Origin of the sequence: Pseudomonas sp. BNK-7 (assembly GCF_048072025.1) — a bacterium.
Taxonomy (GTDB): domain Bacteria; phylum Pseudomonadota; class Gammaproteobacteria; order Pseudomonadales; family Pseudomonadaceae; genus Aquipseudomonas; species Aquipseudomonas danubii.
Genome location: NZ_CP182252.1, coordinates 2579738 through 2595189, shown reverse-complemented (window position 1 = coordinate 2595189; position 15452 = coordinate 2579738). Strand labels below are relative to the sequence as shown.

Here is a 15452-nt window from a genome sequence, read left to right as displayed (position 1 = left end):
CGAAGCTCGGCGTCAGATAACCGCGAGCCGGAGCACAGGACAATCAAATGTGGTTCCACTGGATGGAACACATAATCTGCAGCGCTGCCTGATCCAGGGATCAGGGGGCGAGGCGACAGCCTTCCCGGGGACCTAGCCAGAGTGCGCTGTGGGTACGCCCCAGGGCGCTGGCGGTGACACGTCGGCTCTGCGGCTCATCGCTAAAGCCGCTGATGGGCAGGTACTGGCGCACATAGGCGCGGCAGTAGTCGGCAGGTTGTTGCATCACGTAACGGCAGGAGCAGTACTCCTTGGCGGTGTAGGCACCGAGGATATCCGGGAAGGCTTGCAGGGCCACCCGGTGCTGCAAGCTCCAGCCCAGCAGCAGGAGCAGCGCCACCAACACCAGGCCGAGCAGCGGATGACGGCGGAAAAAGGCCCGACGCTTCATGGCTGCCCCTGGCTGGAAAACGCCGCCACGACTCGCTTGAGCAACTCATTGTGCCGATAGCTGCCATCGCGATCGTCGCCGTAACGCACGATCACCAGGCGCTGCGCCGGCAGGACATACAGCGCCTGTCCCCAGTGCCCCAGGGCCGCATAGGTATCCGCTGGAGCATCGGGCCAGGGCTGAGGAGCACCGTCCACCGAGCGGTTGAGCCACCAGTGCCCGCCCGCCACCGCCTCATCCTGGTTGGCCCGATAGCCGGCAAAGGGCGTGCGGCTGAACTCGACCCAGGCCCTGGGCAGCAACTGCCGGTCATGCCAGCGCCCCTCGCGCAGCATCAACAGGCCGACACGGGCCAGATCGCGGGCCGTCAGGTAGAGGTAGGAAGACGCCACGAAGGTGCCGGCGGCGTCGCGTTCCCACACCGCCTGGGTGATGCCCAGCGGTTCGAACAGGGCACGCCAGGGATAGTCCGCGTACTGGTCTGCCCCGACCATCCCCCGCAGGCTGGCCGCCAGCAGGTTGCTATCGCCGCTGGAATAACGGAAGACCTGCCCCGGTGGGGTGGAGCGCGCCTGCTGTGCAGCAAATGCCGCCATGTCCCGATGCCCGCGGGTATAGAGCATGGCCACCACTGAGGAATTGAGGGGGGCGTATTCGTAGTCTTCCTGCCAATCCAGACCCGAGGCCCAATGCAACAAATCCTCCAGGCTGATAGCCGGATGCGGCTGCAGCGCGGGGTAATATTTTGCCGCGGGGTCCTGGAGCTGGAAGCGGCCTTCACCGTAGGCAACGCCCAACACCACCGCCAACAGGCTTTTGCTGGCAGACCAGATGAGATGGGGCGTCTGTGGTCCGGTGGCGCCGGCGTAGCGTTCGTAAAGCACCTGGCCATCGCGGATCACCAGCAAGGCGTCAGTGCGAATGCCTTTGTGGGACTGGTCGTCCCTGGGCACAAAGGCATAGTCCTCCAGAGCCTTGAGCGCCGGACCACTGACAGTCGGCCCCCGACTCCATTGCTGCGCCGGCCACTCCTCGGCCCAGGCCGGCAAGCAGAGGTACACCAGTAACGCCAGCAGAATCGGAGCCTTGGCCATGGATGACACTCGAACAACGTCAGTGGCCGAGCCTAGTCCAGGCTGATGACAGTTTCACTGCAAGTGCCCCCGTTTGTTGGAGCTGGCTGGCCAGCGCAGACGTCATCGAGCCTTGTGCGAGGCTCTCGGGCCCTTTCGCCGGCAAGCCGGTTCCTAGGCAAGGGGACGCCGTTGCTGAAACGAGGCCAGGGCTTTGGCCAGGCGTTGTTCCCGGGCGCTGGCCGCCAGGTCCAGCAGGGCCTGGTCACGGGACCATTGGTTGCGCCAATGCTCGGGGCCATTGGCGAATGCGGCGTCGATTTCAGGCCGCAATACCTGGAACTGCGTGAACAAACCAGCCAATAGAATGTGCCCGCCACTCAAGGAGGGATTCTGCCGACTGACTTCGGCACAACCTGCAAGCAACCCCAGTACCTGCAACTGCAAGGGCTGCGGCCAGCCGCTGTCCTGCCCCACGCCATACAGCCAGGCGAGCATGGCGCTCAGGACATAGATGTCCTCCAGGGTGCGGAAGGGTTTGACATAGGCGTCCCAGCCATCGCCGGCCAGCAGTTCGCAGGCGGCGTTTTCCAGCAACAGGCAGCCGTGGCTGATCTCCGGCATCAGGGCGATGGCGGGCAGGGTCTGGACCTTGACCCCAGGCTCCCCGGCATAGACCACGGTCAGGCGCAAGGCTGCCCGCTCACCCGGGGCCTCGCTGCGGGCCGCCACCAACAGCCAGTCGGCGGCATCGCCAGCGGTCACGAAATCCTTGCGCCCCTGCAGGCGCAGATCCTCCAGCCGGGTCTGCATGTCCGCCGGACGCAGGCTGCGGCGCTCAGTCGCGCACATAGCCCCCAGGCTTTGCGGCGCACTGGGCCACAACATGCGCAACGCCGCCTGGTAGCCCACCAGGAACGCCAGCCCCGGAGTCTCCATCAGACGGCCGCCGAGCACCGCCAGTTCGAAGGGCGTAACACTGCCCAAATGGGCCAGCAAAGCCCCGTAGCCCTCGGCCAGATCGGGGTTGACGGGCAGTCGGTCACGGCTCTCGAGCAGGGCTTGCCAGGGCATTCGAAGATCCTCAGGGGCTGTCATATAAGCATCACCAAAGCTTCATGGCGATGACACCGGGGCTACATAGCCTGACTTTGCACAACAAAGTCGATTGGCTGCAACCCAAGGCGGGTCGGTAGCCCGCACGGAGATTCACGATGACTCAGATCGCCCGCATCAGCGACACCGGCACTGAACGCCGCCTGCAAGCCGAACGCCTGATCGGCGCCCAGGCCCTGCAAGAAGCCCAGGCCCTGCGTTTCAACGTCTTCAGCGGCGAGTTCAACGCCAAGCTCAAGGGCGCGGAATGGGGTCTGGACATGGATGACTATGATGTTCACTGCAGCCACATCGGTGTACGCGACTTGAACACCGGGCGTCTGGTGGCCACCACCCGCCTGCTGGACCATCAGGCCGCCAGCAGCCTGGGACGCTTCTACAGCGAGGAAGAGTTCAGCCTGCACGGCCTGGCGCACCTCAAGGGCCCCATCCTGGAAATCGGCCGCACCTGTGTCGACCCGGCCTATCGCAACGGCGGCACCATCGCCGTGCTCTGGGGCGAGCTGGCGGAAGTGCTCAATCAGGGCGGCTACAGCTACCTGATGGGGTGCGCCAGCATCCCCATGCAGGACGGCGGCATCCAGGCCCAGGCCATCATGCAACGGCTGCGCGAGCGCTACCTGAGTACCGAACACCTGCGGGCCGAGCCGAAGCACCCGCTGCCCAGCCTGGATATTCCTTCCAATGTCATCGCCGAGATGCCGCCACTGCTCAAGGCCTACATGCGCCTGGGGGCGAAGATCTGCGGCGAACCCTGCTGGGACCAGGACTTCCAGGTCGCCGACGTGTTCATCCTGCTCAAGCGCGACGAGTTGTGCCCGCGTTATGCACGGCACTTCAAGGCGGCGGTCTGATGCGCCGGCTGCGGGTCTACGGGCGCATCGCCCGGGTACTGCTGGTGGTCGCGCTGGGCCTGAGCATGGCCAGTATCTTCGGCTTGCTGGAACGCCTGGGGGTCGCCAACTCCATGGTTCGGCGCCAGCGCTGGTCGCGGTTCTTCATGGCTCGCCTGAGCAATGCCCTGCCGTTTCGGGTCACGGTGCACGGCGAGTTGCCTCGCCAGCCGATGCTCTGGGTCAGCAATCACGTGTCCTGGACCGATATTCCACTGCTGGGCATGTTGACACCGCTGTCGTTCCTGTCCAAGGCCGAGGTGCGCACCTGGCCGGTGGCGGGCTGGCTGGCGGCCAAGGCCGGCAGCCTGTTCATCCGTCGTGGGGCCGGTGACAGCCAACTGATCCGCAAGCAGATGACCCGACACCTGCAGGAGCAGCACCCGCTGCTGCTGTTTCCTGAAGGCACCACCACCGACGGCCGTGCCCTGCGCACCTTCCACGGCCGCCTGCTGGCCAGCGCCATCGATGCCGAGGTGTCCCTGCAACCGGTGGCGATCCGTTACTTGCGCGATGGCCAGATCGATACCCTGGCTCCTTTCATTGGCGACGACGACCTGCTCTCGCACCTGATGCGGCTGTTTGCCAACGACCGGGGCCAGGTGGAGATTCATGTGCTCAAGCCGATTGCCTGCCAGGGCCAGGAACGTGCGGCGCTGGCCTTTCAGGCCCAGCAAGCCGTACAGAAAGCCCTGTTCGGTGAGGTCATACAGCCCGCCGAACCACGCCGCAACGGCGAACTGGTCGCGGCCTGAAACTCGCTGTAGGAACCGGCTTGCCGGCGAAAAGGCCTTCAAGCCTGGCGCCACTCATGAAGGCGCCTTCGCTGGCAAGCCAGCGCCTCCCGGTGGAACGTTCGTCAGGGCAACTGGGTGTGCTGCGCGGCGAATGCCTGCAACTGCGGGTAGAAGGCTCGGAAATCTTCGCTCAAGGGCTGATACAGCCGCTCCAGCTCGATCATCGCTGCAGTCAATTCCTCTGGCCGTGACAGGCGTCGGGCAATGCCCCGCAAGACCTGCTCCAACACCGCGAAATCCCGATAGGAACCCAGCCAATCATCAGCAGCCATGTACGGCGCAATCTGCGCCAGACGCGCCGGCAGTTGCGGCTCGGCCGCCAGCACCCGGTACACCTCGGCGGTGAACAGCGGCAAGGGACGATCGGCGTAATGAGCCCAGTCACGGGCCAGGCAGTGGTCGAAGAACACGTCGATGACGATGCCGGCATAGCGCCGCCGGGTCAGGGAGAAACGCGACAGTGCCGCCGTCACCCGAGGATGGCTGTCGGTGTAGGTATCGATGCGCCGATGCAGCTGGATCGCCGCCTCGACCTCGGGGGCAAACTGCCCTTGCAGGCGGCCTTTGACGAAATCGCCATACAGGCTGCCGAGTAATTGACCCGGACGCTGGCCGCCAAGGTGTAGATGTGCGAGATAATTCATTCGCGCAGCTTAGCACCGCGCCCAACATATCGTTATAACCCGATATACCGATAAGTGATGATTTAAGATCAAAATCATATTGGTATATCGCGAAATAACGATTTAAATTTCGCCTCATCGCGATACAACGTTTTATGGAAAACGAGCACCGCCATGTCCCTCGACCTCGACGAAATAATAAAAGCCCTGGCACATCCGGTTCGCAGGGAAATCCTGCACTGGCTGAAAGACCCGACAGTCGAATTTCCCGATCAGGCTCACAGCAATGAGCACGGCGTCTGTGCCGGACAGATCGATCAACGCTGCGGCCTGTCGCAGTCGACCGTGTCCGCCCACCTCGCCACGTTGCAACGCGCAGGCCTGATCAGCAGCCGGAAAGTCGGCCAATGGCATTTTTTCAAACGCAACGAGGAAGTCATCCAGCAGTTCCTCACGCAAATGAGCCAACAGCTCTGATCTGACAAGGACCCGACAATGCCCCTTTCACTCATCATCCTGGCCTTGAGTGCCTTCGCCATCGGCACCACCGAGTTCGTCATCATGGGGCTTTTGCCCGATGTGGCGGCGGACCTCGGGGTGTCGATTCCCGGTGCCGGCTGGCTGGTGACCGGCTACGCCCTGGGCGTGGCCATCGGCGCGCCGTTCATGGCCCTGGCCACCGCACGGCTGCCACGCAAGGCAGCCCTGGTAGCACTGATGGGGATCTTCATTGTCGGCAACCTGCTGTGTGCACTGGCCAGTGATTACAACGTGCTGATGTTCGCCCGGGTAATCACGGCGCTGTGCCACGGTGCCTTCTTCGGCATCGGTTCAGTGGTGGCCGCCGGCCTGGTGCCCGCCAACAAGCGCGCCTCGGCCGTGGCCCTGATGTTCACCGGCCTGACCCTGGCCAACGTACTCGGCGTGCCCCTGGGTACTGCCCTGGGCCAGGCAGCCGGCTGGCGTTCGACCTTCTGGGCGGTGACGGTCATCGGTGTGGTGGCGCTGATCGGCCTGCTGCGCTTTTTGCCGGCCAAGCGCGATGAGGAAAAACTCGACATGGGTGCGGAACTGGCGGCCCTCAAGGGCGCGGGGATCTGGCTATCCCTGAGCATGACCGCACTGTTCGCCGCGTCGATGTTCACCCTCTTCACCTACGTTGCGCCGCTGCTCGGCGACGTCACCGGCGTCTCGCCCCGGGGCGTGACCTGGACCCTGCTGCTGATCGGCCTGGGCCTGACCCTGGGCAACATCATCGGCGGCAAGCTGGCGGACAAGCGCCTGGGCGCCACCCTGATCGGCGTGTTCGCGGCCATGGCCGTGGTCTCCACCGTACTGACCTGGACCAGCGTGGCGTTGATTCCCACCGAGATCACTCTGTTCCTCTGGGCCACCGCTTCGTTTGCTGCGGTGCCGGCCTTGCAGGTCAATGTGGTGACCTTCGGCAAAGCCGCACCCAACCTGGTTTCGACCCTGAACATCGGCGCTTTCAACATCGGCAACGCCCTGGGCGCCTGGGTCGGCGGCAGCGTCATCGCCCACGGTTTCGGCCTGACCAGCGTGCCCCTGGCGGCGGCGGTCCTGGCGATCCTGGCCCTGCTGGTGACGCTGATTACCTTTCGCCAGGGCGGCAACGCCGAACTGGCTGCTGCAACCCACTGATCCGTTCCTTTCCTATATAGAAGGCTGTATTCCATGACCACTCTCTTTGATCCGATCAAGATCGGCGACCTCGAGCTGTCCAACCGCATCATCATGGCCCCACTGACCCGCTGCCGCGCCGACGCCGGCCGCGTACCCAATGCGCTGATGGCCGAGTACTACGTGCAGCGGGCCTCCGCTGGCCTGATCCTCAGCGAGGCCACCTCGGTGACCCCAATGGGGGTGGGCTACCCGGACACCCCCGGCATCTGGTCCAACGACCAGGTGCGTGGCTGGGCCAATGTAACCAAGGCCGTGCACGGCGCTGGCGGCAAGATCTTCCTGCAGCTGTGGCACGTGGGGCGGATTTCCCACCCGTCCTACCTGGACGGTGAAACGCCAGTGGCGCCAAGCGCCATCCAGCCCAAGGGCCATGTCAGCCTGGTGCGTCCACTGGCCGACTACCCAACCCCGCGAGCCCTGGAAACCGCTGAGATCGCCGACATCGTCGACGCTTACCGGGTCGGTGCGGAAAACGCCAAGGCCGCCGGTTTCGACGGTGTGGAAATCCACGGCGCCAACGGTTACCTGCTGGATCAGTTCCTGCAAAGCAGCACCAACCAGCGTACCGACCAGTACGGCGGTTCTCTGGAGAACCGTGCCCGCCTGCTGCTGGAAGTCACCGACGCCGCCATCGAGGTCTGGGGCGCTGGCCGAGTGGGCGTGCACCTGGCACCCCGTGCCGACTCCCATGACATGGGCGACGACAACCTGGCAGAGACGTTCACCTACGTAGCCCGCGAGTTGGGCAAACGCGGCATCGCCTTTATCTGCTCCCGCGAGAAAGAAGGCGCCGACAGCCTGGGCCCGCAGTTGAAAGCGGCTTTCGGTGGCCCCTACATCGCCAACGAGCGCTTCACCAAGGACAGTGCCAATGCCTGGCTGGCCGCCGGCAAGGCTGACGCCGTTGCGTTCGGTGTACCTTTCATCGCCAACCCGGACCTGCCTGCCCGCTTGAAGGCCGATGCGCCCTTGAATGAGGCGCATCCGGAAACCTTCTACGGCAAGGGCCCAGTGGGCTACATCGACTACCCGGCGCTGTAAGCCTGCCTCTGTAAATAGAAAGCCCCGACTCTCGCGAGCCGGGGCTTTTCTTTGAGTGCCAGGATTAACGCTTGCGTTGAGTCCAGGCCACCGCCAGGCCGCTCAGGCAGATCACCGCAATCCCGATAAGGCCGTAGCGGTCCGGGGTATGGTCGAAGATCAGGTAGCCATACAGGCCAGCGAACAGTATCTGTCCGTAGCTGAAAGGCGCCAGCATCGCCGGCGCGGCATGACGGAAGGCCTGGGTCAGCAGCATATGGCCAAGCATGCCGCAGGTGCCGAGGCCGATCATGAACAGGCCGTGAATAAAGCTTGGCGTGCTCCAGAAAAACGGCAACAACGCGCTCATGATCAGGCTGTTGAAGATCCCGGTCAGGAAGTTGCTGGTAGTCGGGCTGTCGATGCCGCTGAGCTTGCGGGTGAGCAACTGATAAAAGCCGAAGCACAGCGCCGACCCCAGGGGCAGCAGGATCGCCGGAGTGAAGAGAACGCCACCAGGGCGCACCACGATCAGCACCCCGACGAAGCCCGCGAGCACCGCCAGCCATTGCCCACGGCTGACCCGCTCGCCCAGGAACGGCACAGACAAGGCCGTGACCAGCAAGGGCGCAAGAAAGTTGACCGCGGTAGCTTCCGCCAGGGGGATATAGCGCAGGCCAGTGGTGAACAGCAGGCTGGTGCCGATCAGGCACAAGGCCCGGAGCAGTTGCAGGCCGGGACGCTTGGTTCGTACCACCGCGGAAAAACCGCTGCGAGGCACGAACACCACCAGCATCAGCAAGGTATGAACCACGTAACGAGCCCAGACCACCATGACGATGGGGTAAAAGGCCGAGAGATATTTGGACAGCGTGTCGTGACTGGCGAAGAGCAGAACCGCCAGACAAATCAGGGCGATCCCCTTGATTGGCTGTTCTGCGCCTTTGAACGGTGAAGGGTTCACACTCATTCACACACCCGCAACAAAATCACTACAAAATACGTAGCTCGCTATCTATCAAGATGCAGCCAGCCCGTATATAAAAGCACCCCATCGCGATCCGGCGAGCGCGGTAATGAATCTCCCTCGCCGTAAATCTTGACATAACTGGACTCAATTACGCATTTTGTCTTAATGACGCAGGTTCGGGCTCAAGCGCAGCATGTCCAGCCCGATGTCGATCCAGCGCTCTGCCTCGGTGTGCAGAGCGAAGCTGTCAGGGGCCAGCAGCCATTGATAAAGGATGCCATCGATAAAGGCCCGCATGCTGATAGCCGCTCGCATAGTGTCGAGATTTTCGGGCAATTGCCCACGATTCACTGCATTGGTCAGCGCCAACTCGATACGCAGGTTGCAGTCCAGGCTGGCGGCACGACGCTGGCGACGCAGGTCGCACATTTCATCGGTGAATTCGCACTTATGAAACAGAATTTCATTAATGCGTCGGGTTTTCGGGTCCAGGGCAACTTGATGAAACAAATGAATGAGCAACTTGCGCATCCAGCCCAACGGATCCATTTCATCTACATTTTCACTGGCGGCAGCCATCTCATCCAAGGGTTCACGCAGGCTGTCGAGCATGGCCTGCACCAGATCGGCCTTATTGCTGAAGTGCCAATAGATGGCACCCCGAGTCACCCCTGCCAGCGCCGCGATATCGGCCAGGGTGGTACGCGCCACGCCACGCTCGTAAAAGGCCTTTTCGGCGGCCTCGAGTATCTGGCTGCGAGTTTCTTGAGCTTCCTCTTTGGTACGACGGACCATGGCAGTAAAACCTCGATCAGGATCTTTCAGCGATGCGTGAAGACCTTCTGAATAAATATGGAACGGCATCTCGAGTGCCGTTTGCCCAACCTACAATTCAACACCTACAGGGGCTTTTGTAACCGGATGGGTACGCCGCCAGGGTATTTACAAACAACCATGAACGTAAGTATATTCCTTAGCAAGCTACTAATCCACTCAGCCAACTCTTTTTACCCTTCCACTTTTCTTGTGCGCATCTTGCGTGCCTGACCCGAGGATCTTCATGCAACTCAAGCCAGCTGTTACCGCTCTGGTCACTGCCGTCGCCCTGGCATCGCTGCTCAGCGGATGTAAAAAGGAAGAGGCGGCGCCAGCCCCTCAAGCCCCTCAGGTCGGCGTCGTTACCCTGCAACCACAAGCCTTTACCTTGACTTCCGAACTCCCGGGCCGGACCACCGCTTTCCGCATCGCCGAAGTTCGCCCACAGGTAAACGGGATCATTCTCAAGCGCCTGTTCAAAGAAGGCGGAGATGTTAAGGAAGGTCAGCAGCTTTATCAGATCGACCCATCGGTCTATGAGGCAACGCTGAAGAGCGCCGAGGCCAATCTGCAATCGACCAAGTCGATTGCAGATCGCTACAAGCAATTGGTCGATGAGCAGGCCGTGAGCCGCCAGGAATACGACACCGCCGTGGCCAACCGTCTGCAATCGGAAGCCTCCCTGCAAAGTGCCCAGATCAACCTGCGCTTCACCAAAGTGCTGTCGCCCTTGACCGGCCGCATTGGCCGCTCCTCGGTAACCGAAGGCGCCTTGGTCAGCAACGGCCAGGCCAATGCCATGGCAGTGATCCAGCAGTTGGACCCGATCTACGTCGACGTCACCCAGTCCTCGGTTGAGCTGCTGGAACTGCGCCGCGAGCTGGAAAGCGGTCGCCTGCAGAAAGTGGGCGACAACGCCGCCAAGGTCAAACTGACTCTGGAAGACGGCAGCCAGTACAAGCTCGACGGCAAGCTGGAGTTCTCCGAAGTCTCGGTGGATGAAACCACCGGTTCGGTGACCCTGCGCGCCGTGTTCCCCAACCCCCAGCACACCCTGTTGCCGGGCATGTTCGTCCACGCCCAGCTGCAAGCTGGGGTCAACAGTGCAGCGATCCTGGCCCCACAACAAGGCGTGACCCGCGACCTGAAAGGCACCCCGACCGCCCTGGTGGTTGGCCCGGACAACAAGGTCGAGCTGCGCCAGCTCAAGGCCAGCCGCACCGTCGGTAGCCAGTGGCTGGTGGAAGATGGCCTGAAAGCTGGTGATCGGCTGATCACCGAAGGCCTGCAATTCGTCAAGCCGGGCATTGAAGTCAAGGCCAGCGAAGCGACCAATGTAGCAACCAAGAACCCGGCCCCTGCACAGGCAACTGACAAAGCTGCAGGCGGCAAAGGGGAGTAAACCATGTCGAAATTTTTTATCGACCGTCCGATTTTCGCCTGGGTAATTGCCCTGGTGATCATGTTGGTCGGGGCTCTATCGATCCTCAAATTGCCGATCAACCAGTACCCGAGCATCGCCCCTCCGGCGATTGCGATCTCCGTGACCTACCCAGGCGCTTCTGCACAGACCGTGCAGGACACCGTGGTCCAGGTGATCGAGCAACAGCTCAACGGTATCGACAACCTGCGTTACGTGTCCTCGGAAAGTAACTCCGACGGCAGCATGACCATCACCGCCACCTTCGAGCAGGGCACCAACTCGGACACCGCGCAGGTCCAGGTACAGAACAAGCTCAACCTGGCCACCCCGCTGCTGCCGCAGGAAGTGCAGCAACAGGGTATCCGCGTAACCAAGGCAGTGAAGAACTTCCTGCTGGTGATCGGCGTGGTTTCCGAGGACGGCAGCATGTCCAAGGACGACCTGTCAAACTACATCGTGTCGAACATGCAGGACCCGATCTCGCGGACCGCGGGTGTGGGTGACTTCCAGGTGTTCGGTGCCCAGTACGCCATGCGGATCTGGCTCGACCCGGCCAAGCTGAACAACTTCAACCTGACCCCGGTGGACGTGAAGACCGCGGTTGCCGCGCAGAACGTCCAGGTGTCCTCCGGCCAGCTCGGTGGCCTGCCCGCCCTGCCCGGCCAGCAGCTGAACGCCACCATCATCGGCAAGACTCGCCTGCAGACGGCCGAGCAGTTCAAGGCAATCCTGCTCAAGGTCAACAAGGACGGTTCGCAAGTACGCCTGGGTGATGTTGCCGATGTAGCGCTGGGCGGCGAAAACTACGCCATCAGCGCCCAGTTCAACGGCAAGCCGGCTTCCGGTCTGGCGGTGAAACTGGCCAACGGCGCCAACGCCCTGGACACCGCCAAGGCGCTGCGCAAGACCATCAGCGACCTGGAACCCTTCTTCCCGCAAGGCATGAAGGTGGTGTTCCCGTACGACACCACGCCAGTGGTGACCGAATCCATCAAGGGTGTGGTTGAAACCCTGGTGGAAGCGATTGTCCTGGTGTTCCTGGTGATGTTCCTGTTCCTGCAGAACTTCCGCGCCACGGTGATCACCACCATGACGGTGCCGGTGGTCCTGCTGGGGACCTTCGGCATCCTCGCGGCGGCCGGCTTCAGCATTAACACCCTGACCATGTTCGGTATGGTGCTGGCCATCGGCTTGCTGGTGGACGACGCCATCGTCGTGGTGGAAAACGTCGAGCGGGTGATGCACGAGGAAGGTCTGTCACCCAAGGAAGCGACGAAGAAATCCATGGGCCAGATCCAGGGCGCCCTGGTGGGTATCGCCCTGGTGCTGTCTGCGGTACTGCTGCCGATGGCGTTCTTCAGCGGCTCCACGGGCGTGATCTACAAACAGTTCTCGATCACCGTGGTGTCGGCCATGGCCCTGTCGGTGCTGGTGGCCCTGATCTTCACCCCGGCCCTGTGCGCCACCATGCTCAAGCCTGTGGTTGCGGGGCAGAATCACGAGAAGCGCGGCTTCTTCGGCTGGTTCAACCGCACCTTCGATCGCAGCGTGAAAAGCTACGAGCGCGGCGTCGGCAACATGCTGCGCCACAAGGTCCCGTACCTGCTGGCCTACGTATTGATCGTCCTGGGCATGATCTGGCTGTTCACCCGCATCCCGACCGCGTTCCTGCCGGAAGAAGACCAGGGCGTTCTGTTCGCCCAGGTACAGACCCCAGCCGGCTCCAGTGCCGAACGGACCCAAGTGGTGGTGGACGAGATGCGCGCCTACCTGCTGGACAAGGAAAAGGACACCGTGGCTTCGGTGTTCACCGTGAACGGCTTCAACTTCGCCGGTCGCGGCCAGAGCTCGGGCATGGCCTTCATCATGCTCAAGCCCTGGGGCGAGCGCTCCGCAGAAAACAGCGTGTTCAACCTGGCGGCCCGCGCCCAGCAGCACTTCTTCAGCTTCCGTGACGCGATGGTGTTCGCCTTCGCCCCTCCGGCGGTACTGGAGTTGGGTAACGCCACCGGTTTCGACGTGTTCCTCCAGGACCGCGCCGGTATCGGCCACGAGAAACTCATGGCGGCACGCAACCAGTTCCTCGGCATGGCCGCCCAGAGCAAGGTGCTGTCCCAGGTGCGTCCGAACGGCCTGAACGATGAACCGCAGTACCAGTTGACCATCGATGACGAGCGCGCCAGTGCCTTGGGCGTGACCCTCACCGATATCAACAACACCCTGTCGATTGCCCTGGGCAGTAGCTACGTCAACGACTTCATCGACCGCGGTCGGGTGAAGAAGGTCTACATCCAGGGTCAGGCCGGTGCTCGCATGAGCCCTGAAGACCTGAAGAAGTGGTACGTACGCAACAGCGCCGGGACCATGGTGCCGTTCTCCGCCTTCGCCAAGGGCGAGTGGATCTACGGTTCGCCGAAACTGGCCCGTTACAACGGCGTGGAAGCCATGGAAGTCCTCGGTGCTCCAGCCCCTGGCTACAGTACCGGTGAGGCCATGGCCGAAGTCGAAGCCATTGCCGCCAAGCTGCCACCGGGTGTGGGCATCTCCTGGACCGGCCTGTCCTATGAGGAACGCCTGTCGGGTTCCCAGGCTCCAGCGCTGTACGCCTTGTCCCTGCTGATGGTGTTCCTGTGTCTGGCAGCCCTGTATGAAAGCTGGTCGATTCCGATCGCGGTCATGCTGGTGGTGCCTCTGGGGATCATCGGTGCACTGATGGCCACCAGCCTGCGGGGTCTGTCCAACGACGTGTACTTCCAGGTGGGGCTGTTGGTGACCATCGGCCTGGCGGCGAAAAACGCCATTCTGATCGTCGAGTTCGCCAAGGAACTGCACGAGCAGGGCCGCTCCCTGGTGGACGCGGCGGTGGAAGCCTGCCGCATGCGTCTGCGGCCGATCATCATGACCTCCCTGGCCTTCGTCCTCGGGGTTGTGCCTCTGGCCATCTCCACCGGCGCCGGCTCGGGCAGCCAGCATGCGATCGGTACCGGGGTGATTGGCGGTATGCTCACCGCGACGATCCTGGCGATCTTCTGGGTGCCATTGTTCTTCGTCACTGTGTCGTCCATGGGCCGCAGGAAAGCGGACCAATCAGAAACTACTGCAACTGCTAATGAGGCTGGCCAATGAGCAAGTCGCTACTCTCCCTGGCAATCACCGCCATCGCGCTAAGTGGTTGCTCGCTGATACCGGATTATCAGCGACCGCAAGCGCCGGTGGCGGCGCAATTCCCCCAAGGCCCTGCCTACTCGCCCAAGGAGGCCGCCAACGTGGCGGCCGCCGAACAGGGCTGGCGGCAGTTCTTCCATGACCCGGCGTTGCAGCAGCTGATCCAGACTGCACTGGAAAACAACCGCGACCTCAAAGTCGCGGCGCTGAACATCGATGCCTATGCCGCGCAGTACCAGATCCAGCGGGCTGACCTGTTCCCTGCGGTTTCGGCCAACGCCAGCGGTAGCCGCCAGCGTACTCCAGCACGCATGTCGCAGACCGGCGAAGCCGGGATCACCAGCCAGTACTCGGCCACCGTGGGCGTCAGCGCCTATGAGCTGGACCTGTTCGGCCGGGTTCGCAGCCTGAGCGAACAAGCCCTGCAGACCTACTTCTCCAGCGAAGAGGCCCGGCGCAGCACCCAGATCAGCCTGGTGGCCAGCGTGGCCAATGCCTACATGACCTGGCAGGCCGACAAGGAACTGCTGAAACTGACCCAGGACACCCTCGGTGCCTACGAGGAAAGCTACCGGCTGACCTCCCGCAGCAACGAAGTGGGCGTGGCCTCGGCACTGGACCTGAGTCAGGCGCGAACCTCGGTGGAAAACGCCCGGGTGCAACTGGCCCGTTACACCCGCCAGGTGGCCCAGGATGAAAACAGCCTGACGCTGCTGCTGGGCACGGCGATTCCGAGCAATCTGCCGGCGGCCCAGCCGCTGTCGGCCAATCTGTTGAGCGAGCTGCCGGCCGGCCTGCCGTCGGAACTGCTGCAACGGCGTCCGGACATCCTCGAAGCCGAGTACAAGCTCAAAGCAGCCAACGCCAATATCGGCGCGGCGCGGGCGGCGTTCTTCCCGAGCATCAGCCTGACGGCCAACGCCGGCACCTTGAGCCCGGACCTTTCCGGGCTGTTCAAGGGTGGTTCGGGAACCTGGCTGTTCCAGCCGCAGATCAATCTGCCAATCTTCAACGCCGGCAGCCTGCGGGCCAGCCTGGACTACTCGAAGATCCAGAAAGACATCACCGTGGCCCAGTACGAAAAATCCATCCAGACCGCCTTCCAGGAAGTCTCCGATGGCTTGGCCGCACGCCAGACCTACAACCAGCAGTTGCAGGCCCAGCGTGACTTCGTCAACGCCAACCAGGACTACTACCGCCTGGCCGAGCGTCGCTATCGCATCGGGGTCGACAGCAACCTGACCTTCCTCGACGCCCAGCGCTCGCTGTTCAGTGCCCAGCAGGCCTTGATCACCGATCGCCTGTCGCAGCTGACCAGCGAGGTCAACCTGTACAAAGCCCTCGGCGGCGGCTGGAGCGAACAGACCGCGAAGAACGAGCCAGTGGCTGAGAAGGCCCCGGCGCTGCACCTGTTCTGAAGCA

The 15452-nt window shown here is 62.6% G+C and carries 14 protein-coding genes; 8 read left to right on the top strand and 6 right to left on the bottom strand.

The annotated features are described in order from the left end of the window. Positions 1-100: 100 nt before the first annotated feature. The 3 genes from ACMGF8_RS12100 to ACMGF8_RS12090 form a co-directional block, all read right to left on the bottom strand. Complete coding sequence (locus ACMGF8_RS12100) at positions 101-430, bottom strand: amidase (RefSeq protein ID WP_102861518.1); 330 nt, start codon at positions 428-430, stop codon at positions 101-103. Beyond that, positions 427-1524 (bottom strand): serine hydrolase domain-containing protein, encoded by a 1098-nt coding sequence (locus ACMGF8_RS12095; protein ID WP_102861517.1) that lies wholly within the window; start codon positions 1522-1524, stop codon positions 427-429. Before ACMGF8_RS12095 ends, ACMGF8_RS12100 begins: the two co-directional genes overlap by 4 nt. A gap of 153 nt (positions 1525-1677) precedes the next feature. Next, positions 1678-2577: an acyl-CoA dehydrogenase gene (locus ACMGF8_RS12090; protein ID WP_110651864.1), complete on the bottom strand. Its 900-nt coding sequence runs from the start codon at positions 2575-2577 to the stop codon at positions 1678-1680. 140 nt (positions 2578-2717) lie between these two features. On the opposite strand from ACMGF8_RS12090, the gene olsB reads away from it, so the two are divergent. Both olsB and ACMGF8_RS12080 read left to right on the top strand, forming a co-directional pair. Further along, positions 2718-3473 (top strand): L-ornithine N(alpha)-acyltransferase, encoded by a 756-nt coding sequence (gene olsB / locus ACMGF8_RS12085; protein ID WP_102861515.1) that lies wholly within the window; start codon positions 2718-2720, stop codon positions 3471-3473. Then, positions 3473-4267, top strand: a complete 795-nt coding sequence (locus tag ACMGF8_RS12080) for a lysophospholipid acyltransferase family protein (RefSeq protein WP_102861514.1) — start codon at positions 3473-3475, stop codon at positions 4265-4267. Before olsB ends, ACMGF8_RS12080 begins: the two co-directional genes overlap by 1 nt. A gap of 104 nt (positions 4268-4371) precedes the next feature. On the opposite strand, the gene ACMGF8_RS12075 is transcribed toward ACMGF8_RS12080, so the two are convergent. Continuing rightward, on the bottom strand, positions 4372-4953 hold the full coding sequence (locus ACMGF8_RS12075) for an ACP phosphodiesterase (RefSeq protein WP_102861513.1): 582 nt from the start codon (positions 4951-4953) through the stop codon (positions 4372-4374). A gap of 153 nt (positions 4954-5106) precedes the next feature. Here ACMGF8_RS12075 and ACMGF8_RS12070 point away from each other — a divergent pair, with 153 nt between their 5' ends. The 3 genes from ACMGF8_RS12070 to ACMGF8_RS12060 are packed head-to-tail and all read left to right on the top strand — an operon-like array spanning position 5107 to position 7677. Then, positions 5107-5409 (top strand): ArsR/SmtB family transcription factor, encoded by a 303-nt coding sequence (locus ACMGF8_RS12070; RefSeq protein ID WP_016965050.1) that lies wholly within the window; start codon positions 5107-5109, stop codon positions 5407-5409. A gap of 18 nt (positions 5410-5427) precedes the next feature. Further along, positions 5428-6594, top strand: coding sequence for an MFS transporter (locus ACMGF8_RS12065; protein ID WP_102861512.1), 1167 nt, complete (start codon positions 5428-5430; stop codon positions 6592-6594). 33 nt (positions 6595-6627) lie between these two features. Next, positions 6628-7677, top strand: coding sequence for an alkene reductase (locus ACMGF8_RS12060; protein WP_102878651.1), 1050 nt, complete (start codon positions 6628-6630; stop codon positions 7675-7677). A 64-nt stretch (positions 7678-7741) separates the two neighbouring features. On the opposite strand, the gene ACMGF8_RS12055 is transcribed toward ACMGF8_RS12060, so the two are convergent. Both ACMGF8_RS12055 and emhR read right to left on the bottom strand, forming a co-directional pair. Continuing rightward, positions 7742-8626: a DMT family transporter gene (locus tag ACMGF8_RS12055; RefSeq protein WP_102861510.1), complete on the bottom strand. Its 885-nt coding sequence runs from the start codon at positions 8624-8626 to the stop codon at positions 7742-7744. 162 nt (positions 8627-8788) lie between these two features. Beyond that, positions 8789-9421, bottom strand: a complete 633-nt coding sequence (gene emhR / locus ACMGF8_RS12050) for an efflux system transcriptional repressor EmhR (protein WP_102861509.1) — start codon at positions 9419-9421, stop codon at positions 8789-8791. Between the two features lie 265 nt (positions 9422-9686). Between emhR and emhA the strand changes: the two genes are divergently transcribed. The 3 genes from emhA to adeC are packed head-to-tail and all read left to right on the top strand — an operon-like array spanning position 9687 to position 15448. Next, positions 9687-10844: an efflux RND transporter periplasmic adaptor subunit EmhA gene (gene emhA, locus ACMGF8_RS12045; RefSeq protein ID WP_102861508.1), complete on the top strand. Its 1158-nt coding sequence runs from the start codon at positions 9687-9689 to the stop codon at positions 10842-10844. Between the two features lie 3 nt (positions 10845-10847). Next, positions 10848-13991 (top strand): efflux RND transporter permease subunit, encoded by a 3144-nt coding sequence (locus tag ACMGF8_RS12040; protein ID WP_102861507.1) that lies wholly within the window; start codon positions 10848-10850, stop codon positions 13989-13991. Further along, positions 13988-15448: an AdeC/AdeK/OprM family multidrug efflux complex outer membrane factor gene (gene adeC, locus ACMGF8_RS12035; RefSeq protein ID WP_416759754.1), complete on the top strand. Its 1461-nt coding sequence runs from the start codon at positions 13988-13990 to the stop codon at positions 15446-15448. Before ACMGF8_RS12040 ends, adeC begins: the two co-directional genes overlap by 4 nt. The last annotated feature ends 4 nt before the right edge of the window (positions 15449-15452 follow it).

Bases quoted from the DNA above. Each gene is read 5' to 3' on its own strand.
- ACMGF8_RS12100 (WP_102861518.1), bottom strand. From the start codon at position 430: ATGAAGCGTCGGGCCTTTTTCCGCCGTCATCCGCTGCTCGGCCTGGTG.
- ACMGF8_RS12095 (WP_102861517.1), bottom strand. From the start codon at position 1,524: ATGGCCAAGGCTCCGATTCTGCTGGCGTTACTGGTGTACCTCTGCTTG.
- ACMGF8_RS12090 (WP_110651864.1), bottom strand. From the start codon at position 2,577: ATGCCCTGGCAAGCCCTGCTCGAGAGCCGTGACCGACTGCCCGTCAAC.
- olsB (WP_102861515.1), top strand. From the start codon at position 2,718: ATGACTCAGATCGCCCGCATCAGCGACACCGGCACTGAACGCCGCCTG.
- ACMGF8_RS12080 (WP_102861514.1), top strand. From the start codon at position 3,473: ATGCGCCGGCTGCGGGTCTACGGGCGCATCGCCCGGGTACTGCTGGTG.
- ACMGF8_RS12075 (WP_102861513.1), bottom strand. From the start codon at position 4,953: ATGAATTATCTCGCACATCTACACCTTGGCGGCCAGCGTCCGGGTCAA.
- ACMGF8_RS12070 (WP_016965050.1), top strand. From the start codon at position 5,107: ATGTCCCTCGACCTCGACGAAATAATAAAAGCCCTGGCACATCCGGTT.
- ACMGF8_RS12065 (WP_102861512.1), top strand. From the start codon at position 5,428: ATGCCCCTTTCACTCATCATCCTGGCCTTGAGTGCCTTCGCCATCGGC.
- ACMGF8_RS12060 (WP_102878651.1), top strand. From the start codon at position 6,628: ATGACCACTCTCTTTGATCCGATCAAGATCGGCGACCTCGAGCTGTCC.
- ACMGF8_RS12055 (WP_102861510.1), bottom strand. From the start codon at position 8,626: ATGAGTGTGAACCCTTCACCGTTCAAAGGCGCAGAACAGCCAATCAAG.
- emhR (WP_102861509.1), bottom strand. From the start codon at position 9,421: ATGGTCCGTCGTACCAAAGAGGAAGCTCAAGAAACTCGCAGCCAGATA.
- emhA (WP_102861508.1), top strand. From the start codon at position 9,687: ATGCAACTCAAGCCAGCTGTTACCGCTCTGGTCACTGCCGTCGCCCTG.
- ACMGF8_RS12040 (WP_102861507.1), top strand. From the start codon at position 10,848: ATGTCGAAATTTTTTATCGACCGTCCGATTTTCGCCTGGGTAATTGCC.
- adeC (WP_416759754.1), top strand. From the start codon at position 13,988: ATGAGCAAGTCGCTACTCTCCCTGGCAATCACCGCCATCGCGCTAAGT.